We start from the raw sequence: 22,190 nt of genomic DNA, 5'->3' as shown, positions 1-22,190 counted from the left end.
CATCTTGCGTCGCGTTATCCCATGGTGCCGTCAGGATCAAATCACCGTAAGTTGACAGCGATAAGCGTGAACGTTGCACCGAAGATAACAAACGCCAATAGGGCGAGTAGCCCATCGTGGGCCACCAGTGAAAGCCCTAGCGCCAGCAAAGCCAGCCCGGCAGCCGAAGAAGAAAAGGGCACCAGTTCCATGATCGGCATACACAGGCCGACGATGACGCACAGCACGGCAATGCCATAGCTGCCCCCTCTATGTACTAGGAAGGTTAGCCGTGGTTTAAGAACGCGATCTATGCCCCGTGCTGGCTTGCTGAGCCAATCGAGCGCTTTCTGCAGTTTGTTATGCTCAACCGAGCGGTCGAGGATGAAATGGGGCAACCAAAATTTTTTCCGGCCGATCAGCATCTGTACGGCTACCAGCAATACGAACAACCCCATGAAGAACGACATGCCAGGTACGCCACTAAGCGGCGAGAATAACGTGATGCCAATCAGCATCAACAGCGGCCCAAAAGAACGGCTGCCAATCGATTCAACGACCATCTCGATTGAGACGCGATCGTTGTGGTGTGTTAACTCGCCCACTCGATCAAGCAGTTGTTCGAGGTTTTGCAACGGCTGGTTCATCAATGGCTTCCATAAGAGATCAATGGTGGGCGGACTAGGCATGGGCTTGAATATGCCGCGCATGAGAGAGTTCACTGACAAAGAGTAGGCAGGGCGAATCCAAATTACCAAGAGAGTGACGTGGGGTTATTATTGACCACAAGCGGTTCTGCGTAGAGCAGCTAGTAATGCTTACTCACAGACATCATCTATGTGCCTGATAATTACCTACCCAGAACAATCAGCCGTGGCAACCGTGCGATAGGTCGCCATGGCTTCTTCCATTGCCTGTTGTAATGCCGTAATGCGCGACCCATGGGCGGGATGCGTAGAGAGAAATTCAGGAGGCTGACCGCTACCAGCCGCTGCCATGTTGCGCCACAGTGCCACGCTTTCTTGCGGGTTGAACCCTGCTTGCGCCATGATCGCCAGGCCCATCAGATCGGCTTCTTCCTCGTGGGCGCGGCTGAACGGCAGGGTGATGCCGAGCTGGGCGCCGAGGCCCAATGCCTGCATTAACTGCTGCTGTCCCATGTCTCCCTCGCCTAACAATCCTACCACTAGCATCCCGGCCTTAATGCCAAGCTGCTGAGTAAGGCGTTCATTGCCATGGTCAGCCAGCACATGACCAACTTCATGGCCGATCACCGCCGCCAGTTGGTCTGGCGTCTCGGCGACTTGGAGTAGGCCGGTATGCACGCCGATGCGTCCGCCTGGTAGGGCGAAGGCGTTGGGAGAATCATCTTCAAAGACGACAACTTCCCAGGCCTCCGGTAACTCGTCAGCCGGATAGATGGCCTCGGTGGCGGCTATTATTTCCTGAGCTACGCACTCTACCTGGCGGTTAGCGGCTGCGTCACGTGACACTGGCTGGTCACGGCGTAGTTGGTCGAAGGTATCCTCGCCCATCTGTGTCATTAAATTTTCTGGTACCAATGTCAGTTGGGAGCGCCCGGTCGGCGTTTCATCGCAGCCGGTTAGCAGTACCAGGGGGAGCAGGAATAATAGGCACAACAGGAGTCGTGGGCGCATCGCATCTCTCATCAATAAATCAAGCGAGTATACCGGCCTTAGCCAAGAGGAGAACCAAACCTCAATGCTGAAAGAGCTAGCGTGGGTAAAAAAAGGGCGCCCTATCAGCAACGATTGCAGATAGGGCGCCCATAATGAAACCTGTTGTTTTGAAGCTTTTTAGACGTAGAAATCCAGATCTTCCTGCGCTTTCAATAGATCGCGCATTTTGATGGGGTCGTCTCCAAAGAAGAAGAGCAGGCCCCAGTGTGTCCCGAAGGCTGAGCGGTCAGGAACGGTTTCTTCTGCTGGCGCGACCAGTTCGTGGGACTCGAAATAGGGATGCTCAATCGTTTCTTTGGGCATTTCCAGCTTGCTGACCACCCGGCGGCGTGGGTACACACCGAAGCAACCGGCGTAGCCTTTCGCATCGACCACTTCGCGGGGGAAGAACGCTGCGACTTCCTCTTTTGTGCTTTTCGGATCGAACACTAGCATCGATGCTTGATAGGCGTTGAATCCGTAGGCTTTTTCGATCAGCTCGAAAGCTTTGAAGCCGGGTGGGCGGTAGGCAACCTCGCCAAAGTACATCTCGCCATCAGCTGTGACGAAGTACTCGGGGTGAATCAAGCCAAACTGAATATCGAACGTTTTGATCAGCAGTTCGATCTGTTTAGTGATCGCGGTGCGCCAGCTCTCGAGTTCCGCCGTCGCGGGTACGAATACCGAATAGCCAAGCGTCACGTATTCTGAAATATTCAGGAACTGGATTTTGCCATCGTGTATCCAGGCCTCAACGGCGAACTCCCAGCCATCCAGATGGCTTTCCATTAGCAGGGGATATTCTTCGTCCGGAATGTTGTCGATCTCTTCGATCTTGCGAATCATTCGGTGACCGAGGCAACCGGCTTTGTCGAATGCTTTGACGTGAATCGGGTCATCCGGGTCGCCATCGAGTTTAAGCAGCGTTTGGTTGACGCGCTTCATGAAGCGAACGATGTCTTCTTTCTCATGCGCCTCTTCGAAAATACCGACGCGAATACCGCCAAGCTGGGCACGACGCTTCATTAACGCCTTGTCACGGAACAAAATGGACTGGCCGAACATACGAGGACTGTCGAGAAGAACCGAGTTGATCGCACCGGACCATTCAACGGTTTCTTCAAACAGTGGGATGGCGATATCGACGCCTTCCTCTTTTAGCCTTTCGGCGATTTCCATGGAGCGGTCGTTTAACCGGATAAAGTCCCACGGAAGAAAAGGGATGTTGTTCGCGGTACAGAAATCCGCTGCCCATTCAGGAGCAACAACGATATATCGACGGTCGAATTTCTGCGCAGCCTTGATCGCGTTGATACTCCAGCCAAGTAAGGCGATATAGCCTTTATTGGGGTTTTTGGGAGTCTCTGTGCCTTTGACCGAGTCCATTTCTGGATCACGCCAAGACGCTACTGCTTCGGGTAATTGCTTTTCTGATGTAATCGACATTCGATGTCCTCCTTGCTGGTTGACCCAAACTGACTGTGCTGAGATTGGAGCGCACCAAGTGAGCTGAGCCACAGTCAGAAGTGTCCAGGAGCGATTGAGTCAGCCAGCATTAGAAAAGTTATTAGCGCACCCGTTGTAACTAACCTAGTCGATATGGTTACAAATGGCAATTAAACTGTAGAGTTATTGTTGAACAGCTGTAGAACTTTTTCTTCTGCTTGGGAGTTGATTATTTTTTCAAACGCACATGATTAATATCAGTAAATTCTCATACAACGTCAGCATGAATAGAGCAGTAGCTAGGTCATTATCGAATATGCTGTTAGGTATTAATGTTTAATTAATCTAGCAAAAGCGACTTATCTATTGCGATAAACTCACTGGCTTCATTAATCAAAGATGCGGCGGTAAGCTGAGGGACGCCATACACTTCAACTTTTTTACCGTACTTAACGCGTATTTTATTGACTAAAAGATTAAAGTCTCCATCGCCGGACACGAGCACAATAACGTCCGCCTGCTCAGCGTACTCCATGGCATCTAGCGCAATACCTATATCCCAATCACCCTTCGCAGAACCATCTGAACGTTGAATAAAAGGTTTCAACTTTACTTTAAACCCAATAGCTCTGAGTATGTTTTGAAATTCTCTTTGCTTTTTGTCACCCCTATCGATGGCGTAGCAAAAAGCTTGCACGACTTCTCTATTTTCAGTGGCTTTTTTCCAAAACTTATTGTAGTCAAAGTTTCGGCCATAAGCTTCGCGCGAAGTGTAATAGACATTTTGAATATCGATAAATATCGCTACTTTTTCCATCATATTTGATTGTCTCTTGTTGATTTTTGAATGATTTTTTAATTGACTATAATCTTTTTTTAATTTCAAAAGTCAACATTCGATGACCGTCACGTTAATGAGTGGCTTCTTAGCTTGCAGACTTTTATACCACTATTGAGCGATCTCTCTCAATCCGATACATATGGCTATCCGCATGGCTTAGCAGGGTATTGGCATCTTCCCCATCCATTGGGTAGCAGGCCACGCCGATACTGCAGGAGGGCATTGTTAGCTCACCGAACTCAGCGCCCAGTGGCTCACTCATAATCCTTTGAATGTGCTCTACCTTCGCTGTAATAGCCTCTTTTGATTGAATATCCGTGAGCATAACTGTGAACTCATCGCCACCCATTCGGACCACCGTGTCGGTTTCTCTCACGCAGTTTTCCAGTCTTCGAGCCACCGTGCAGAGTACCGATCACCTACCGCGTGTCCTTGGGTATCATTAATCACTTTGAAATCATTAACATCCAAGTACAGTAATGCCAAAAAGGTCTGATGGCGATGAGCGGAACTCAGGCCAAGGGCTAATCGATCGTAGAACAGTGATCGGTTGGTCAGCTTTGTCAGTGGGTCATGATGGGCAAGAAAACGTAACTCTTCCTCGGTCTGCATGAGTGCTGTTATATCTCGTGCAACACCAATGCGAACTCACTCCTCTTCGTACCAGCGAGCAGACCATAATATGTGGACGATACCGCCCTCTTTACGGAGATAGCGATTACGATAATCAATGTGGGGTTGGCCGTTCATTACCCAGTGAATTGAGTCCTGAGTGGAGGCTAGGTCGTCAGGGGGCATGTAATGGGTAATCAAAGTGCCTATCATTTCGTCGGCCCGGTAGCCGAGCAGTGACTCACAGGCATCGCTTATAAAAACGATCTGGTTGTGCTCATCGACTACGAAAATGGTCTCCAACATCAGATGAATCAGCTTGGTGTAGAGCGCTTGTAGGTCAACGGCCATAGGCTAGGAGTATCCTGTTAGTATTGCTCGACTATAAAACAAACGTGAACGGGGGCGATATGAAATCTTGTAACTTAAGAAAGAGGGTAATACTGCAGGTTAAGTTTTTGATTCTTTTCTGATATGAGAAGGCAACTTTCCCGTCCAGCGCCTGAATGCTCTTCGAAAATGCGCGCTGTCGCTAAAGCCTAGCCTTTTCGCTATATCGTCGGTGTTCATCCTTGTTGCCAGAAGGTACTCGATTGCTAACGTACAGCGAGCATCATCCAGTATTGCGCTATAGCTGGTCGAGTCCGCAACCAGTTTTCTTCTTAGGGTACGTGATGTAATGCACAGCTGGTTTGCGACGGTTTCCATATCTGGAAAGCTGTTCGGAGACATCATTAGAATTTGATAAACTTCGCCACTGATACCGGATGACATCTTGGTACGACCCAACAGTTGATTGCAGGTCTCTTGAAGTAGCTGTATAGAAAGTCGATTACCTAGCAAAGGAGACTGATCGAGAATTGACTGTGGGAAATGTAGTTCATTTGCCTTTTGATTGAAGTGACATTCGCAGCCTAAATATTGTTCATGCGTAGTCTCGATTCCTTCTCCTGAATAAGTTAATAAGGCTTTTGTAGGCAATAGACTTTCACCCGCGACATCGCGTATGTGAGTAACATTTTGGGCCATCTGTTGCTGTATGAGGAAATATCTTATTTTTAGGCTTTTAATATAAGAGTGGGTCTCTCTAAATTCAAAAATGGCAGACTCTTTTGTTTCCCGCCAAGTCATTTTTAGCGTTGGTGTGGCTAAGGGATGGTACTTTACTCCAAAGTTGAAATAGTCCCTGATAGTTGGGCTTGAGAGAAGAGCATACCCATACATTCCATAAGCGGTTAAATGCAGTTTAGCGCCTGTCTCAAAAGGAGTCGAAGAATTGACCCCCGCATCAATAGCATTTGTGCAAGCGTCGATATACTGTTTTATCGATACCAGTGTTGCTGGGTTTATAAGCGCATCTTGATTTAGTCTAAGCCCCCTCAGTATTCCACCAGCCGCAATTCCCTGCTCAGTGGCCGTTGCCACTAACGCCGCAATTTTATAGGGCGAATAAATCTTTTTATTCAGCAGTTTAGCTTGAGAGTTAGTCATAATGAATTATTTCTGAATGTCCGAAAAAGGCCCCTTTAAGGCCGTTTTCGACCTTCCCCAGGGCGAGGATACCTTTGTAGAGTAGCGCTACAAAACAAGGCTTCCAAAGCCCTACGAGAAGGATTTTCATGAACACACCTGTGAATGTATGCGTTGTTGGTGCAGGCCTAATGGGGCACGGGATTGCGCAAACGTTTGCGCAGGCCGGCCACGCTATCTTTCTTTTTGATGTTGACAAGAATACGCTTGAACTTGCGCCATTGCTTATTGAAAAGAATCTTCGCCAAATGGGCATCGATCCTAAACCAGTGCTCGATAATATAGAGTTATGCTCTGATATTGCCAGCGCTGTCTTTTCTACAGATTTTATAATCGAAGCGATTACGGAAAACCTTTGGTTAAAGCAAGCGTTGTTTTCTTCGTTGGCAGAGCTGGCACCTTCACATGCCATTTTGGCGAGTAATACTTCCGTTATACCTATCACTGATATTGGTGAAAAACTAAGCGATAAAGTGCGGTCACGGCTGGTTGGTACGCATTGGTGGAACCCACCTCATCTTATCCCGCTGGTTGAGATTATAAAAACATCTTTCACTGACGATGCTGTTTTTGAAACGACTTTCGATTTGATACTTAGTTTGGGAAAGCAGCCTGTGAAGGTGTTTCAAGATGTGCCGGGATTTATCGGTAATAGACTCCAACATGCTATGTGGCGCGAAGCTTTATACTTGGTCTCAACAGGTGTCTGTGATGCCGAAACAATCGATCTTGTGGTCAAGAATAGTTTCGGTATGCGTATGCCGTTTCTTGGTCCCATGGAAAATGCAGATTTAGTAGGTCTTAAACTTATTCAGCAGGTTCATCAGTTTATCTTTCCTCATCTTTGTAATGAGCAATCCCCAAGACCCATGATTGAAGACCTTATTAAACAAGGTTTTTTAGGCATGGAAAGTGGAAAGGGACTGCAAAACTGGCCCCCAGAAAAAGCGGAGAACGTGCGTAAAAATCTGAGCAATCGCCTCATTGATTCTTTAAAGGACTAAATAATCGTAATGCCTAATTTCTACCCAACAATAAACTGATTCAAGCTACTTTGATAAGGCAGGAAACAATATGAAAAATCAGCGCGCCATTAAACTGACCGGAATCGCCGTTGGTACGGCCCTTGCGTCTGTTAGCACTGCGGCCCTGGCTCAAGAACAGTGGACGATGACAACTACATGGCCAGACAATATTGCGCTCGTCGAGGTAGATCGTCATTGGGTTGAGCTGGTCAACCGACTGGCTGGCGACGAGTTGCAGATCAATTTCCGTGCTGGCGGCACCCTTATGCCCGGCACCGAAGTCTTCGATGCCACCGAAACAGGGAGCATTGATGCCGCCGGCGATTGGCCCGGCTATTGGGCTGGGCTCAGCCCCGCGTTTTCTCCATTGGCTTCTACTCCTAGTCTGTTTAACGCCGCTGACTATCTTAATTGGATTAATCAGTGGGGCGGCTGGGAGCTCTATCAGGAGGTCTACGGTGAATACAATATGGTTTACCTGCCCTACGGTATCCTTAACAATGAATCAGGTTTTATGGGGCGCACGCCGATCGAAAGCATCGCCGATCTTGATGGTAAGCGGCTGCGTCTCTCAGGTCGCGATCAGGGTCGGGTGCTTGAAAAACTGGGCGGATCACAGGTAACGCTGGCGGGCGGTGAGGTTTACCAGGCAATTGAGCGCGGTGTGGTGGATGCGGGAGAGTTCTCGTCGCCTGGGGTTGATTACTCTGCCGGTTTTGCCGAAGTTGCCGACCATTGGTCCGTGCCTGGCTGGCATCAATCTGCCAGCGTGTTTGGTGTAATGATTAACAAAAATTCCTGGGATGCTCTTTCCGAGGGGACGCAAGAGAAGCTGAAAGTCGCTACGATAGCTACCATGACATGGTCGTTGGCATGGTCCGAGCGTGAATCAACTGAGGCAACTCAGAAGTTTATTGATGCGGGTGTAGAAATCCATCAGCTTCCTGAGGAGGACTTGGCCGAGATCCAACGAATGACCAACGAAGTGATCCTTCAGGGAGCCTGTGAAGATCCACTGCATGCCAAGGTTTACCACTCGATGGTTAGCTATATGCAGCAGTATGCGACTTGGCGTGATGTGTCTGTGCCTTACAACATGAGCCGCGTAACCGATGACCTTCCTTCGCTGGATGAACTTGAGTCCTGTATGAACCAATAAGCATGCCAGGGTGGGCCCAATTGGGCCCACCCTTCTCGGCTAATTCTGTTGTGACTCGTCGCGCACTTGATGGGGCGTTTTACCCGTCCAGCGTTTAAAGGCTCTGCGGAAATTGGCGCTATCGCTAAAGCCTAACCTTGCTGCGATATCCTCGGTACTCATTTTGGTAACCAGCAGGTATTCCGTTGCCAGCGTGCAGCGGGCGTCATCGAGTATTTCTCGATAGCTCGTTAGCTCAGCGTCCAGTTTTCTTCTTAAGGTGCGTGTGGTGATACACAGCAGGTTGGCGACGGCTTCCATGGTGGGAAAACTATTCGGTGACATCAACAGTATTTGATATACCTCGCCGGTAATACCCGATGACATCTTTGTTCGGCCAAGCAGTTGGTTGCAGGTTTCTTGAAGTAACTTTATGGAAAGCTGGTTGCCTAGTAGAGGGGACTGGTCGAGTATTTGTTTCGGGTAATGGATTTCGTTGACGTCTTGATTGAAGTAACAGTCGCACAATAAATGCTTTTCGTGGATCTGCTCAACGTCTTTTCCTGGGTAAGATAGCAGCGCTTTGATAGGAAAAAGACTTGAACCAGCGGCATCGCGAATGTGGGTAATATTTTGAGCCATCTGCTGCTGGATTAAAAAATTACGCGTTTTGATGCTTTTTATATAAGAGTAAGTCTCTTTAAATTCAAAGACGGCAGACTCATCCGTTTCACGCCACGTCATATAAAGCGTGGGTGTGGCTAAAGGATGATATTTCACCCCGAAGTTGAAGTAGTCCCGCATGGTGGGGCTGGTGAGCAGGGCGTAACCGTACATACCGTAAGCGGTTAAATGTAATCGCGTGGCCGTCTCAAAAGGTGTTGAGAGGTTGGCACCTGCCTCAATTACATTAGTGCAAGCGTCGACATACTGTTTAATCGAAACCAGTGTGGCGGGGTCTGTCAGTGCCGCTTGGTTTAAGCCAAGGCCTCTAAGTACTTTTTCAGCCGAAATATCCTGCTCAGCGACCGTGTCGAGCAAAGCAGCGATTTTATAAGGCGCATATATCTTTTGATTCAATAGGTTAGCTTGGAAGCTGGCCATTATCATCGCTCACTGAAATGTCCGAAAAAGACCTCACGAAGACCGTTTTAGACCTTCCTTGCAGCTAGCGTAACTTTGTAGAGTAGCCTCACGCAATAAGGTGCCTCTAACCCTACCCCGCTAATGACCACTCGTTAGACTTATGGGTAGTGTGAAAGCCTGAAATGCATCGCTATCGAAGAATTTTTTACAACAAAAATCAGCTTAAAGCTGACGGTTATCGGAAGGAAAATAATATGAAAACGCAGCGCGCCCTTATGTTCACTGGTATTGCTCTCGGTGCCAGCCTGGTTTCTCTTACCGCTAATGCGCAAGATCAACAAAGCTGGACGATGACGTCTACCTGGCCGGAGAACATTGATGCGGTAAAAATTGACCGGCACTGGGTCGATATGGTCAACAATATCGCCGGTGACGCGTTACAGATTGAGTTCCATCCAGGTGGCACCCTAATGCCTGGCACCGAAGTCTTTGATGCAACGGAAACCGGTAGCATCGAGGCCTCAGGCGATTGGCCAGGTTATTGGGCGGGCCTGAACCCGGCATTTTCACCGTTAGCGACGACCACTAGCCTGTTTAATGCCTTGGATTATTTCAACTGGATTCAGCAATGGGGTGGACGAGAACTTTATCAAGAGATCTATGGCCAGTTTGGGTTGGTTTATCTTCCTTACGGTGTATTGAATAACGAGTCCGGCTTTATGGGCCGCACACCGATTGAGAGTATCGCTGACCTTGAAGGCAAGCGCCTGCGCATTGCCGGCCGTGACCAGGGCCGGGTGATGGAGCAACTAGGAGGTTCTCAAGTGACATTGGCTGGTGGTGAAGTCTACCAGGCGATCGAGCGCGGTGTGGTCGACGCCGCTGAGTTCTCAGCGCCGGGCATTGACTATAGCGTTGGTTTAGCTGAAGTGGCGGATTATTGGGCGACGCCGGGCTGGCATCAGTCGGCCACGGTATTCGGGGTCATGATCAATAAAGATGCCTGGGATGCACTTTCTGAAGACACCCAGACAAAGCTTCAAATGGCGGCTGATGCCACCATGGGCTGGTCGCTAGCGTGGTCGGAACGAGAGTCTACCGATGCTACCCAGAAGTTCATCGATGCGGGCATTACCATTAATCAATTCTCTGAAGAGGATTTGGCTCGCATTCAAGAGATTACCAATGAGGTGATTGTACGCGGTGCTTGCGAGCATCCAGACCACGCCAAGGTCTATCACTCCATGATCAGTTACATGGAGCACTATGCAACTTGGCGTGACATCTCGGCGCCCTTCAACATGAGCCGTGTCACTGATGATCTTCCCTCGCTTGAAGATCTTGAAGCCTGCATGAATCAGTAATCAAGCTTGGGTGAGCCCTAGTGGGCTCACCCTGCGAACTTGCTGAGTTCACTGACGACCTGTTTGATCTGACCTATTCCGAGATCCTCATCATGAATGCCATTGCCAGGGCCATTGACGCCCTCAACGAAGGATTCGGTCGCTTGATAGCCCCGCTTCTTGCTGTCATCACCATTATCGTTATTTATGACATCGCCATGCGTTTCTTAGCAGGCCGCCCAAGTGATTGGGCGTTTGATATTACCAAGATGTTATTTGGTGCCCATTTCATGCTGATGGCTGCTTATGCGTTACGCCATCACGCCCATGTCGAAGTCGATGTGCTTAAGCGGTTATTGTCCCGCCGCAAGCAGGCAGTGCTCGAACTCCTCGGCTATCTGGTTTTCTTCGTGCCCTTTATTTGGCTGATGATCACCTTCGGCTGGGCGTTTTTTGAGCGCTCCTTTAGCCGCGGCGAAACGACCTACGGCATGGTCTCGCTTCCCGTTTATCCCATTAAAGGGGTGATCATGGTGGCCGCGGTACTGATCCTGCTACAGGCTACCGCGATCGTCATACGTGCTACCCAGCAGCTGCGGGAGGAAACCGTATGAACCTGAGTCCCGAGTTGCTTACGCTGGTGATGTTCGGCGGGTTACTGATCGGCCTGTTTATGGGGCATCCGCTGGCCTTCGTACTGGGCGGTGTGGCCGTTATCGGCGCCTTCTTGGGCCCCGGCGAGCGTGTACTTAGCACCATCATCAACAACATCTATGGCAATGCCATGGATAACTATGTCTTAGTGGCCATTCCGCTGTTTGTGCTCATGGCGCGCTTTCTCAATGACTCAGGGGTCACTGAGAAGATGTTTGAATCCATGCGCCTGCTGCTCGCTAATCTGCGCGGTGGCTTGGCACTCACCGTGGTCATCGTGTCGGTGCTGCTGGCTGCGACCACGGGCATCGTTGGCGCCTCGATTGCGGTGATGGGGATGATCGCGCTGGTTCCCATGCTCAAGCACTCCTATAACAAAGAGCTAAGTACCGGTGTGATCATGGCCAGCGGCTGTTTGGGCATCCTGATTCCACCCAGCATCATGCTGATACTAATGGCTAGCTACTCGCCGGTTTCAGTAGGCGCACTGTTTGCCGGTGCGCTGGTGCCGGGGGTCATGCTGGGCGCGATGTATGCCCTTTATGTGCTGGTGATTTGCTATCTCAAACCGAGCTACGGCCCGCCGGTACCGGCTGAGGAGCGCGCCCAAGTCTCCACGCGTCAGCTGTTGGTCATGCTGCTGAAGTACGTACTGCCCCCCATGACCCTGATTCTGGGTGTGCTGGGGTCGTTGTTCGCCGGTATTGCTACGGCCACCGAAGCCTCGGCGATTGGTGTCTTTATCGCTTTCCTGTTGTTCCTGATCTTTGGTGACCGGAAAGTATCGACCTGTTATCGAACGCTGATTGACGCGAGCAAGACCACCACCATGGTGATGTTGGTTCTCGTGGGTGCGACCGCTTTCACCGGTGTCTTTTCGCGCGGCGGTGGTATGCAGGTTATTCACAATGTGGTGATGGCGATGCCCGGAGGCACCGTGGGGGCGTTGATCCTGATGCTGTTCCTGGTCTTCATTCTAGGCATGTTCCTCGACTGGACGGGCATCGTGCTGCTGAGTTTTCCCATCATGCTACCGATCGTCGCCGATATGGGCGTGGATGTGCTGTGGTTTGTGGTCATGGTGGCGGTAGTGCTGCAAACCTCCTTCCTGACGCCCCCCTTTGGCTATGCGCTGTTCTATCTGAAAGGCGTTGCACCACCCGGGGTGGAGACGCTTGATCTCTACCGAGCTGTCGTGCCTTTTGTCGCTCTAATCGTGCTGGCTTGCATTTTAATGGCCATCTTCCCGGTATTGGTAACAGGTTTGCCCTCTTTGCTGATGAGCAGATAAACCGAACCACGACAGGCCCATTCTGACATCGCAGGGCCTGCAGTAAGTTTCAATGGAGTAACTAGATTATGAAAGTGATAGACAGCTTGATTCCACGGTCGGAACTCAGAGTGCTGATTACCGCCGGTGCTAACGGTATCGGTTTGGCGATTGCCCAGGCCTTTCAGGAAGCGGGTGCCCGTGTCCATGTCTGCGATATCGATGATCAGGCGTTGGCTGCGCTGCCCGCTGGCATCACCTATACCCACGCCGACGTTAGCCAGGAAGCGGATGTTGATCGCTTGTTTCAAGAGGCTGCTTATCTAGGTGGGCTTGATGTCGTGGTCAATAACGCAGGAATTGCAGGCCCTACCGCCAGCATCGAAGAGATCGATGGTGAGAGCTGGAGCCGCACCATTGATATCAATCTGAATGGCCAGTACCGAGTTGCTTCTCGGGCTACGCCCCTGCTCCGTGAGAGCCAAGGACTGCTGATCAATATGGCCTCGGTTGCTGGCCGCCTGGGCTTAGCCTATCGCACCCCTTACTCGGCGAGTAAATGGGCGATTGTCGGTCTTACCAAGAGCTTAGCCAACGAGCTTGGCCCCGACAGTGTAAGGGTCAACGCCATTCTGCCCGGTATCGTGCGTGGGCCTCGCATCGAGCAAGTCATCACCGCTCGGGCTGAGAAGCGAGGCATCAGCTTCGCCGAGATGGAGCAGGAGATCCTCTCTAATGTTTCTATGCGGCGGATGGTTGAACCCACCGATATCGCTGCCATGGCGCTGTTTTTGTCTGCCCCTGGCGGCAGCAATATCTCGGGCCAGGCGCTGAGCGTTTGCGCCAACGTCGAGACGATTTAACCGGTTCGACCTTTCTTTGCGTCACTTTACTTATTAGAGACACCTTCATGGCTACCCAACGTAAAGTCATCATTACCTGCGCCTTAACCGGTGCCATTCATACGCCTTCCATGTCGCCGCACCTACCGGTTACGCCGGAAGAGATTGCCGAGGCAGGAATCGCCGCCGCCGAGGCGGGCGCAGCGATTATTCACCTGCATGCACGCGACCCAATTACCGGCAAACCCACCCAGGATCCCGCCGTTTTCGAGCGTATTCTGCCACGCCTAAAGAGTGCCACCAATGCGGTGATCAACCTAACCACTGGCGGTAGCCCACACATGAGTGTGGAAGAGCGAATGCGTCCGGCCATGGAGTTTAAGCCCGAGCTTGCTTCAATGAACATGGGGTCGATCAACTTCGGCTTATTTCCCATGCTCAGCCGCTATGCCAGCTTTCAGCACGAGTGGGAGAGGGAGCACCTGGAGAATAGTCGCGATTTGGTGTTTAAGAACACCTTCGCTGACATTGAGAAGGCCATGACACTGGGCGCAGCGAACGGCACCCGCTTTGAGTGCGAGTGCTACGACATCGGCCACCTCTACAGCCTTCGTCATATGATGGATCTTGGCTTTATCAGCGGGCGCGTTTTCGTGCAAAGCGTGTTCGGTATTCTGGGTGGCATCGGGCCGCATCCTGAAGATGTGATCCACATGCGGCGTACCGCTGATCGGCTGTTTGGAGATAGCTACGAATGGTCGGTGCTGGGTGCTGGTAGCAATCAAATGCGTATCGCCGCGCAGTCTGCCGCCATGGGCGGGCATGTGCGGGTGGGGCTTGAGGATTCGCTATGGCTCTCACCCGGCCAACTTGCTGAGAGTAATGCCAGCCAGGTCACCAAGGTGCGTCATATTCTTGAAGAGCTCTCTTTTGCGATAGCGACGCCTGATGAGGCGCGTGAAATGTTGCAACTGAAAGGTGCCAGCAACGTCGGTTTCTAAAGACGCAAGACGATAAGAACGACAAAGGAATCACTAATGGAAGTCACCAACAAAGTTATTGCGATTACCGGCGGGGCGAGCGGGCTTGGTTATGCCATGGCCCAGCGTTTAGGCAAGCAAGGGGCGATACTGGCCTTATTAGATAGAAATGCCGTTACGCTGGATGATGCTGTCTCCGAGCTGACTGCGCAGGGGATCAATGCCCACGGGTTTCCACTAGACGTATCAGACGAGCAGTCCGTCATTACTGCATTTGCTGATATTGCGGCTCGGTTAGGGCTGGTAGAAGGATGCATTAATAACGCCGGTATTACTGATGATGCCTTATTAATAAAAGCCCAAGACGGAGTGGTGACCAAGCGTATGTCGCTGGCTGCTTGGAAACGAGTCATCGATGTCAATTTAACCGGCGTTTTTCTGTGTGGTCGCGAAGCTGCTAGTCACATGATGGCATCAGGAAAAGGGGGCGTCATCGTCAACATCTCAAGTATTTCCCGCGCGGGAAACATGGGCCAAAGCAACTACGCGGCTGCCAAAGCGGGTGTTCATGCCCTCACGGTAACGTGGGCAAAAGAGTTGGCGAAATACGGGATTCGCACCGGTAGCGTAGCGCCAGGGTTTATCGTGACCCCCATGACGGCGGCGATGCGCCCTGACATGCAAGAAAAACTTGCCAGCGGTATACCGCTTAAACAATTTGGCCAAGCGGATAATATTGCCCAGAGCGTCGCGTTTATTATGGAGAACGATTATTTCACAGGCAGGATGATTGAGTGTGATGGTGGTTTAAGAATGTAGCTCACCACTGTTCTGCCCGCCGTGTGAAAATACCTGAGAGCGATTACCTTCCATCGCTCTCAGCTTGGTTAAAGCCGCTTTAAACCAACATAAACATAAAAAAATAAGCTTTATCACATGCTCTTGCCATACAAAAGGCTGGTATATTAATTTATAAAGGACTGAGGTTCGTAGCAGAGTACGGATACGTTAATGAATGCACAGGAACAGGAACGCCTGTTTGCTCTTCGCCAGCTAAATTTGCTGGATACGCCGTCGAGTGAAAGTTTTGATCGAATCACGCGGATGGCAAGCCAACTGTTTGACTTACCGATCGCAGCGGTGTCGCTGACCGATGAGAACCGCCAGTGGTTTAAATCAAGAGTAGGGGTCGATCACTGGGAAATACCGCGTGAAAAGGCACCTTGTGCGGCTGTTTGTGCCTCCTCGAAAATACTAGTTATTCCTGACCTTCTCACCTCTGCATGTTATCAAAATAGCCACCTGGCGCGTTCCGGTATCCGTTTTTATGCGGGCGCACCGCTAGTAACACGGGAAGGTCATACCCTGGGTGCCATGTGCGTGCTGGGTACCCAACCACGTGAGGTCTCTGAACAGGAGCAAACGACGCTTCGTGATCTAGCGGCCATGGTGATGGCGCAGATTGAGTTGCAGCACGCGTTTGGCCGAGTTGATCCATTGACCGGCCTTTCCAACCGTAATCAGTTCGATGAAGACCTTCAGGATATGGCGCGGGATCAACCAAGCCACCGGAGAGCCGCGCTGTTTACCGAGGTGCTCGATGCCAGTGAGTTAAGTGCGCTGCACCGAACCATGGGTCCCGCTTTTCTTGACGAGATGGCGCGTGTAGCCGCTCGCTGACTACAACAGGCCATTGGCCCCGCAGAGAAGCTTTATCATCTGGGCGGGTGTCAATTCGTGCATCTGGTAAATCAAACGAGTGATTCAGAACTGCTAGCAGAGGCATTGCGTCTACGTCAGGCACTGTTAACGCTCGAAACTACGCGTGCTGTTCCCGTATTGGTTTATCCCACCATCGGTATTGCGCCCTTTTGCCTGGGCGAAGTCGCCACCGCCGATATTTTACGCAGTGCCTACGCCGCTTGCTTGGATGCGCGCCAGGCGGGAGAGGGCGCGGGGCTTTACTCTTCGTCACTCGATGCTAGTTATCAACGGCGCTTCATTCTATTCGGCGACATTGGTCGCGCGTTAGAAAATGACCAAGAATTTTATTTAGTCTTTCAGCCTCGTATTTCTCTCGCGAGTGGTGAGTGTTTGGGGGCAGAAGCGCTTTTGCGCTGGCACCACCCCACTTTGGGAGAAGTATCGCCTGGGGAGTTTATTCCCTTGATCGAAAATACACCGATGGCTGAACCTCTTACCCAGTGGGTATTGCGTCATGCCATTCGCCAAGCAGCGGTTTGGTATCGGCAAGGTGAGGCGCTGCAGGTTTCGGTCAATGTGTCGGCAACCAATCTTGAAGAGGAAGATTTTGCCCGGCGACTGCTGGAGGAGATGTCAAACTGGGCACTACCCACTACCGCCATTGAGATAGAGCTTACTGAAAGTGCTCTGATCGGGCAGGGGCAAGTGGCCGCTGATCAGCTCAAGGCACTAATAGCCGCTGGCTTACGCATTGCTATTGATGATTTTGGTACTGGCTACAGCAGTCTCTCTTATTTACATGAGATTCCTGCCCATACCGTGAAGATTGATCGCCGCTTCATCACCGACCTTGGCGAAGATAAACGCACCGAGACGCTGGTCAACTCGATGATCTCAATGGCACACGACCTGGGTTACCGCGTAGTGGCGGAAGGCGTAGAGAGTGATGCTGCCTATCAACGCCTTGTCCAGTTGGGCTGCGACGAGGCCCAGGGATATTTCATTGCCAGGCCGCTATTGCCGGAAGTTTTTGAGGAGTGGTTGCAAGAGAGGTAGGCGTAGTCACTAGTTATCAAAATGCCATTTTTTAAGCGCTTTATGGGTAGTCATGAAGCGATAGCCACGTGCCGCTGAACCATCGCCCAACGCGTTACTCTATTCGTTTCTGTTCTTCGCCCACCACCTGATCCCGGCCGTGATGCTTGCCTAAGTAAAGGGACTTATCTGCGCGGTGAAGGACACTGTCTTCTGTTGGGTCATCCTCAGCAAAACTGGAGACGCCGCAGGTGATGGAGATGTGAAAGGTGCTGCCGGCTTCGGTTTTGAACGTATGGGCTGCCAGTGCTTGTCTGATATGTTCAGCGATGGCCACTGCATCTTCTGATGAAACTTCAAACAGTAGTACGGCAAACTCTTCGCCACCCAAACGACCGACAATATCGGTCTCTCGAAAACGCTCCGTGAACAGCCGGCAGACTTGCTGCAAGACCTGATCACCCATTGCATGACCGTAGGTATCATTAACGGCTTTGAAGTAATCGACATCGAAGAGAAGTACGGCGGCGTTCTGCTCACTGCGAAGGTAGTGAGAAAAGGCTTGTCGAAGTCGCTTCATGAAGTAACGCCGATTAAATACGCCCGTTAAGTCATCGGTAATAGCCTGCTTGCGTAGTTTTTCCTCTAACGCTTTGTGTGCGGTGATGTCATGCAGGGTGCCGAGGAGGATATTGGGGTCATCCGGTGATGTATTATCGGCAATTTCATGGAGCCAGCGAATGCAGCCGCTGGGCTGAATAATTCGATATTTGATGTCAATAAAACCAACCTCCAGCATCTCTTGGCGCGATTTAGCGACTTTTGCTTGGTCTAAGGGATGGACCATCGACATAAAGGCTTCGTGACTGGGGGTAAAGTCGCGAGGATCGACATCCAGAAACTCATAAACTACTTCAGACCAATAGACATCGCCCGTGGCTAGCGACATCTGCCAATAGCCTAAGCGACCTACTTTATGTAACTTTTGAAGCGTGCGTGTATAAGCCTGCCACTCTTCCTGTGTTAATTGTTTGCTAAACATTTGTGAGTCGGAGGAGTTGTTACTGGAAAATAGAATGGAGTGCCTCGAAGCCATTATATGGCTGCCGGATGAGAGCCTTTAGGCCATGTGGTTAGAAAAGCTAATGCACGCTCCGCGTCAACGGGTCGGCTGAAAAGGTAGCCTTGCAGCACATCGCAGCCAAGTTCGTACAATACTGTTTGCTGCGCTTCGCATTCGACGCCCTCGGCAACCACCTCTAACCCCAAGCCGTGAGCAATGCGAATAATGCCGCTGACCAGGTTGACTGCTTTTGTGCCATGGGGGAGGTCATCAATAAAGCTTTTATCGATTTTGAGTACGTCGACAGGAAGGCGTTTAAGGTAGTTCAAGGAGGAGTACCCGGTACCAAAATCGTCCAGTGCTAAGGAGATACCGCAATCTCGTAATTTGCGCATGGTGAGAACGGCGCTGTCGATATCTGTCAGCAGACTCTCTTCGGTAAGCTCAAGCGTCAGCCGTTGTGGTGCTAAATCGTGCTCTTCAAGCGTTTGAAGGATATGACCGACAAAGTTGCGCTGATAAAACTGGTTGGCAGGAATGTTGATACTCAATTTCAGCGGGGGATCGCTAGGTTTGATGGGCCATCGGTGAGCTTTTTCGCAAACGCACCCTAATGACCAATCAGTCAGTAACCGTGACAGTCGGGAGTTTTTTTCAGCAATGGGCACAAACTCGCCAGGGCTGACGGTTCCTAGTGATTTATCCTGCCAACGAGCTAACGCTTCAAACCCCATGACTCCGCTGCCATCGGCAAGCACCAGCGGCTGGTAATGTTGCTGTAGCTTGCTTCCCAGTAGCGCCGACTCTAGGCGCTGTTCAACCCTGTGTCGACGTAACGCACACTTTTCGGTGCGATGAGTAAAAATATGAATACTCTCGTACGTTTTGGGCCCCTTGAGGGCTGCCCGTGCTCTTTCCAGTAAATCATCTGGGCTAATGCCGTCTTCAGGTGAAACGCTAATACCCACATCTATGTTGGGCCGTATAGTGAGGCCGTTCAGGTCAATGGCAGCATTCAACTTATTGATGATGGGCTTAATCACACCAAATAGATCGCGCAACGAATAGATAGAGACTACGGCGCCGAAGCGGTCAATATCCATATTGCCGACGGCCAGGATACCTATATCAGGAGAGGTGAGGCGATCAGTCAGACATTTCAGAATGGCGTTACGGTTTTCGCGTCCATACAAGCGGCTGATTTCGTCAAGGTTATTCATACGTAAGTGCAGAACGACCAAATGGTATGACTCAATTTGAGCAAGCTGAATTAAATTTTCGAGGGTTTCTCCAAAGAGCGTTTCATCGGGTAGGCCAGTTCGGGTGTCGCGTTGATTGATACGACTGGCCTGGTGACGGACTTTGAGAAGTTGTGACGTCAGGTGGATCTGTTCTTCGACGATATTACCAAAAGCAATTAGCCAGGAGCGTTCCACTTCATTTAACGACCGGGGATGGGTGTCGCTAATACACAAAGTGCCAATGGCATGACCTCCCGGTCCGTAAAGTACAACGCCTGCATAGAAGCGAATATGAGGATATGACGTCACCGCTTTATGGTGACGAAAAAAATCGTTCGTCAGGGTGTCAGAGACTTCTAAATATCCATGCTCTAAGGCATGTACGCAAAATGAGTGTTCAAGTGAGATTTCACGGCTCTCCATACCTATCGAGGATTTAAGCCACTGGCGATTTTCATCGATGAGCGAAATAACGGCGATAGGGGCATTGAAGACTTGCGATACCAGACGGGTATAACGATCAAAATGCTCTTCTTGACAGGTGTCCAGGAGGTCGAGCGAACGCAGCTCGGTCAGCCGAGCATCCTCGTCTTTAAGACGGGTGAAGCGGGCGCTATTGTCATCCATAGAGTGGGCCTGATGAGGTACTGACCACGAGAGTGATGAAGCCAATGGCATTCATCGCCCTCGTTCTTTAAACGAGATGTTTGTTTGATTTAATCATTCCTACTGGTATTTTTCAAACTTATCTAAGTGTTTTTGTGTAGGTGATTTATTACGTCTTTTGCTGAAATAAATCTCAACAGGCTAGCGGAAGTGGGTATTCGCATCGTAATATAACGTTATTGTTTTTTGCTGAATGGTTACAGGGGACGTTCTAATTGGCAGGGCGCGCCACGACATAGGCAGGCATGGGTGGAGGTGCGTGAATGAATCCACAAAGCAATTCTGAGTTATCCATCAGAGTAGTGGTCGTCAATGAAAGCGGTTTCATTCGAGAGGGGCTCTGCCGGGTCATTGAGCGTTTCAAAGATATAAAGGTGGTGGCCAGTATTCCTGACTCGCACAGGCTGAGTGAAATAGCGCAACAAGTGCATGCAGATGTCGTCTTGATTGATGCACAATTTCCTAGCCAAGAAGGGTTTGAAGCAACCCAGCGTTTGCGCGAAAGTGGCGGAATAACGCGCGTAGTTTTTCTCTCGATTAATCCTAGTCTTACTGAAGTAAAAAGAGCGTTGGAGGCCGGAGCCAATGGTTTTCTGTTACGCGAGGCTGGCGTCAGCGAGCTTGAAATAGCGCTGCAGGCTGCCGTAGAGGGGAAGATCTTTTTATGTCCTACGATACTCAAGCGATTGTCTAAGGTCTTGGATATCGAAGAGCTGCCCAAAGGTGAACGCTTTTCTATCAATGCTGCTCAAGGCCGCTATTCAATTGACGATATCATTAGCAAAGCGTTGCGCTTAGGCATCCTGCAACAAGAACAATAATCAGGGTTTTTACTTATACTGATTTGGTGGACAGTGCGGTACCGTGCGGGGTCGAGCAGGCGCCACCGAATTTCTCTTATTGGTTTCAATCTAGCTTTTGCAGCTAAGAAAGGGTGAAACCATAAATATCCATTGATAGCGATTGAACCCGCGCTAACGAAGGGGTTTTACGTCAAGTTTTACCTTTTCAAGGTCCGTGCCATATTGCCATGAAACGTTCAGAAGATATCATCCGGATATTACTAGCCGATGAACATCGCTTAGTGCGCTCCGCGATCAGTTCCCTTATCGAAACCTTCGACAACATGTCGGTGGTTGCTGAAGTGGAATCTGAGGATCAACTGATGAAAGCGGCAGCTCACGATAACGTTAATGTGGCGCTCATTGACGCAGCGGTTATCTCTTCAAACGGGCTCGGTTCTTTAAGTCAGCTGCGGAGTGCCTGTCCCGGTATTCGTGTGGTAGTTCTCTCTACCTACTCTAGCGATAGCTTTATTCGGCGTCTTTTTGTAGAGGGAGCTTATGGCTTTCTACACAAAAATGCGGGTGTGAATGCTTTGGAAATGGCCATTCAAAAAGCAGCGCGGGGTGAACGTTTTGTGTTCACAGCGATGGAGCCGGAGGAGTTTGTCGATGCCGCTTCCGTCGTGGGGGCTGCGGCCATTCAGGAAAACCCTTTAACGACTCGACAAAGTGAAGTACTCACGCTGGTGGCAAGCGGTTTTCGTAGTAAAGCCATTGCCGATCAACTCAATGTCAGTATCAAAACCGTCGAGACCCACCGCGCCGATATCATGCGCCGCCTAGGCGTCAGACACACCGCTGGCTTGGTCCACGAAGCCATTCGGCTGGGCCTATTTATGACGCCTCAAGACACGGATGAAACTCGCTGAGGTTGACTGCTTGTTCGGCGAAACCACGCTAACAATTTTCAACACCCTAATTTTATTAGTCTTTGTAAGATTACGTACTTTATAGCGCTTAAACGCTTTAGAAGCGCGTAACTTATATAAAAATTCCAGCCCTGACGTTGAGACTGCGAAAAAGTAATTTTCGTAACTGACAACGGTTTCGGGAGCGACGTCTGGCGTTTCATTTACGACAAAAACTTCGATCTACGCGATAGTTTTGTCGCTATCCGCCCTGTTCGTGCCAATATACGACCAAAGAGCAATGCGCCCCTGAACGTGTGAGAGTTTAACGCAGTAAAGGGCAACTAAAAGACGCCAGCGACA

At 50.4% G+C, this 22,190-nt stretch carries 21 protein-coding genes and 1 pseudogene; 12 read left to right on the top strand and 10 right to left on the bottom strand.

Annotation, left to right across the window (positions count from 1 at the left end; translation table 11 throughout):
* Positions 1 to 41: 41 nt before the first annotated feature.
* From ACXUPB_RS19660 to ACXUPB_RS19630, 7 genes and pseudogenes are all read right to left on the bottom strand, one after another.
* Positions 42 to 626, bottom strand: a complete 585-nt coding sequence (locus tag ACXUPB_RS19660; RefSeq protein WP_472954221.1) for an exopolysaccharide biosynthesis protein — start codon at positions 624 to 626, stop codon at positions 42 to 44.
* A gap of 207 nt (positions 627 to 833) precedes the next feature.
* Positions 834 to 1,637 carry a M48 family metallopeptidase gene (locus tag ACXUPB_RS19655; protein ID WP_472954220.1) on the bottom strand — a complete coding sequence of 268 codons (804 nt, stop codon included), beginning with the start codon at positions 1,635 to 1,637 and terminating at the stop codon, positions 834 to 836.
* Positions 1,638 to 1,796: 159 nt separating this feature from the next.
* Positions 1,797 to 3,104 carry an ATP-grasp domain-containing protein gene (locus ACXUPB_RS19650; RefSeq protein WP_035560449.1) on the bottom strand — a complete coding sequence of 436 codons (1,308 nt, stop codon included), beginning with the start codon at positions 3,102 to 3,104 and terminating at the stop codon, positions 1,797 to 1,799.
* 340 nt (positions 3,105 to 3,444) lie between these two features.
* Positions 3,445 to 3,921, bottom strand: a complete 477-nt coding sequence (locus tag ACXUPB_RS19645; RefSeq protein ID WP_035560884.1) for an NYN domain-containing protein — start codon at positions 3,919 to 3,921, stop codon at positions 3,445 to 3,447.
* A 124-nt stretch (positions 3,922 to 4,045) separates the two neighbouring features.
* Positions 4,046 to 4,557 (bottom strand): annotated as a pseudogene (locus tag ACXUPB_RS19640) (diguanylate cyclase domain-containing protein).
* A 36-nt stretch (positions 4,558 to 4,593) separates the two neighbouring features.
* Complete coding sequence (locus ACXUPB_RS19635; protein WP_235272481.1) at positions 4,594 to 4,908, bottom strand: PAS domain-containing protein; 315 nt, start codon at positions 4,906 to 4,908, stop codon at positions 4,594 to 4,596.
* A gap of 99 nt (positions 4,909 to 5,007) precedes the next feature.
* Positions 5,008 to 6,048 carry an AraC family transcriptional regulator gene (locus ACXUPB_RS19630; protein ID WP_335596209.1) on the bottom strand — a complete coding sequence of 347 codons (1,041 nt, stop codon included), beginning with the start codon at positions 6,046 to 6,048 and terminating at the stop codon, positions 5,008 to 5,010.
* A 128-nt stretch (positions 6,049 to 6,176) separates the two neighbouring features.
* Between ACXUPB_RS19630 and ACXUPB_RS19625 the strand changes: the two genes are divergently transcribed.
* Together ACXUPB_RS19625 and dctP (ACXUPB_RS19620) are read left to right on the top strand one after the other, a co-directional pair.
* Positions 6,177 to 7,091, top strand: coding sequence for a 3-hydroxyacyl-CoA dehydrogenase family protein (locus ACXUPB_RS19625; protein WP_335596208.1), 915 nt, complete (start codon positions 6,177 to 6,179; stop codon positions 7,089 to 7,091).
* A 70-nt stretch (positions 7,092 to 7,161) separates the two neighbouring features.
* Positions 7,162 to 8,271: a TRAP transporter substrate-binding protein DctP gene (dctP, locus tag ACXUPB_RS19620; RefSeq protein WP_472954216.1), complete on the top strand. Its 1,110-nt coding sequence runs from the start codon at positions 7,162 to 7,164 to the stop codon at positions 8,269 to 8,271.
* 39 nt (positions 8,272 to 8,310) lie between these two features.
* Here dctP (ACXUPB_RS19620) and ACXUPB_RS19615 read toward each other — a convergent pair whose 3' ends face one another.
* On the bottom strand, positions 8,311 to 9,354 hold the full coding sequence (locus ACXUPB_RS19615; RefSeq protein WP_035560478.1) for an AraC family transcriptional regulator: 1,044 nt from the start codon (positions 9,352 to 9,354) through the stop codon (positions 8,311 to 8,313).
* A gap of 236 nt (positions 9,355 to 9,590) precedes the next feature.
* Between ACXUPB_RS19615 and dctP (ACXUPB_RS19610) the strand changes: the two genes are divergently transcribed.
* From dctP (ACXUPB_RS19610) to ACXUPB_RS19575, 8 genes are all read left to right on the top strand, one after another.
* Positions 9,591 to 10,700, top strand: a complete 1,110-nt coding sequence (dctP, locus tag ACXUPB_RS19610; RefSeq protein ID WP_335596206.1) for a TRAP transporter substrate-binding protein DctP — start codon at positions 9,591 to 9,593, stop codon at positions 10,698 to 10,700.
* 92 nt (positions 10,701 to 10,792) lie between these two features.
* Complete coding sequence (locus tag ACXUPB_RS19605) at positions 10,793 to 11,293, top strand: TRAP transporter small permease subunit (RefSeq protein ID WP_035560890.1); 501 nt, start codon at positions 10,793 to 10,795, stop codon at positions 11,291 to 11,293.
* The gene (locus ACXUPB_RS19600) at positions 11,290 to 12,624 is read left to right on the top strand and encodes a TRAP transporter large permease (RefSeq protein WP_472954213.1); all 1,335 of its coding nucleotides are present in this window, start codon (positions 11,290 to 11,292) and stop codon (positions 12,622 to 12,624) included. Before ACXUPB_RS19605 ends, ACXUPB_RS19600 begins: the two co-directional genes overlap by 4 nt.
* A 68-nt stretch (positions 12,625 to 12,692) precedes the next feature.
* Positions 12,693 to 13,466, top strand: coding sequence for an SDR family oxidoreductase (locus tag ACXUPB_RS19595; RefSeq protein ID WP_035560486.1), 774 nt, complete (start codon positions 12,693 to 12,695; stop codon positions 13,464 to 13,466).
* A 47-nt stretch (positions 13,467 to 13,513) separates the two neighbouring features.
* Entirely contained in the window at positions 13,514 to 14,446 is a 933-nt protein-coding gene (gene kce, locus ACXUPB_RS19590; protein ID WP_472954210.1) for a 3,5-dioxohexanoate:acetyl-CoA acetone transferase, read from the top strand.
* 36 nt (positions 14,447 to 14,482) lie between these two features.
* Positions 14,483 to 15,244 carry an SDR family NAD(P)-dependent oxidoreductase gene (locus ACXUPB_RS19585; RefSeq protein ID WP_472954208.1) on the top strand — a complete coding sequence of 254 codons (762 nt, stop codon included), beginning with the start codon at positions 14,483 to 14,485 and terminating at the stop codon, positions 15,242 to 15,244.
* Positions 15,245 to 15,436: 192 nt separating this feature from the next.
* The gene (locus ACXUPB_RS19580) at positions 15,437 to 16,105 is read left to right on the top strand and encodes a GAF domain-containing protein (RefSeq protein ID WP_472954207.1); all 669 of its coding nucleotides are present in this window, start codon (positions 15,437 to 15,439) and stop codon (positions 16,103 to 16,105) included.
* 57 nt (positions 16,106 to 16,162) lie between these two features.
* Positions 16,163 to 17,185, top strand: coding sequence for a putative bifunctional diguanylate cyclase/phosphodiesterase (locus ACXUPB_RS19575; RefSeq protein ID WP_472954205.1), 1,023 nt, complete (start codon positions 16,163 to 16,165; stop codon positions 17,183 to 17,185).
* Positions 17,186 to 17,279: 94 nt separating this feature from the next.
* Here the strand turns inward: ACXUPB_RS19575 and ACXUPB_RS19570 are convergent, their stop codons facing one another.
* Positions 17,280 to 18,206: a GGDEF domain-containing protein gene (locus ACXUPB_RS19570; RefSeq protein WP_472954203.1), complete on the bottom strand. Its 927-nt coding sequence runs from the start codon at positions 18,204 to 18,206 to the stop codon at positions 17,280 to 17,282.
* A 53-nt stretch (positions 18,207 to 18,259) separates the two neighbouring features.
* A complete protein-coding gene (locus tag ACXUPB_RS19565; RefSeq protein ID WP_472954201.1) occupies positions 18,260 to 20,095 on the bottom strand; it encodes a putative bifunctional diguanylate cyclase/phosphodiesterase in 1,836 nt (611 codons plus the stop codon).
* A 302-nt stretch (positions 20,096 to 20,397) separates the two neighbouring features.
* Here ACXUPB_RS19565 and ACXUPB_RS19560 point away from each other — a divergent pair, with 302 nt between their 5' ends.
* Positions 20,398 to 20,955: a response regulator gene (locus ACXUPB_RS19560; protein ID WP_472954199.1), complete on the top strand. Its 558-nt coding sequence runs from the start codon at positions 20,398 to 20,400 to the stop codon at positions 20,953 to 20,955.
* Positions 20,956 to 21,164: 209 nt separating this feature from the next.
* The gene (locus ACXUPB_RS19555) at positions 21,165 to 21,848 is read left to right on the top strand and encodes a LuxR C-terminal-related transcriptional regulator (protein ID WP_472954196.1); all 684 of its coding nucleotides are present in this window, start codon (positions 21,165 to 21,167) and stop codon (positions 21,846 to 21,848) included.
* The last annotated feature ends 342 nt before the right edge of the window (positions 21,849 to 22,190 follow it).

The sequence above is a fragment of the Vreelandella sp. DA03-1M genome, assembly GCF_055725665.1.
This window is presented reverse-complemented; position numbering and strand designations above follow the sequence as displayed.